Source organism: Blautia faecis, assembly GCF_027662325.1.
GTDB lineage: Bacteria > Bacillota > Clostridia > Lachnospirales > Lachnospiraceae > Blautia_A > Blautia_A faecis.
In genome coordinates this window covers 318-641 of the sequence record NZ_JAQDKY010000117.1, presented here as the reverse complement: position 1 = coordinate 641, position 324 = coordinate 318, and the positions used below count along the sequence as shown (strand labels likewise).

Annotated in this window: 1 protein-coding gene; it reads right to left on the bottom strand. The window is 39.8% G+C overall.

Going from position 1 to position 324, the window contains the following annotated elements; translation table 11 throughout:
• Window positions 1–324 (bottom strand): ParB/RepB/Spo0J family partition protein (locus PGQ38_RS19415; protein ID WP_416386770.1); only part of this gene is annotated, 324 nt, incomplete at both ends.

Genomic DNA, 324 nt, shown 5'->3' with positions numbered 1-324 from the left:
CCCTGTACTTCCTTATCGATGTAAGAGATATCTACAGCAACCGTGAACTGAAGCTTTTTGTTATCTACCAGATCAAGAAGTTCTGGAATAAGCTCTGTTAATCGTACAAATCTTTGAACCTGAGCTCTACTTTCTCCAACTTGCTTGCTCAAGACTTCATCTGATCTCAACTTCGTCTCATTTTGAGACAAAGTTAAATCTGTTCTGATTCCCTGCCTTTTCATTGCATCAAGTTTCATCTTGTAAGCAAAAGCTTTCTCACTTGGTAACAGTTCCTCTCGCTGAATATTAGCGTCCACCATAGCCACAATGGCATCATCATCT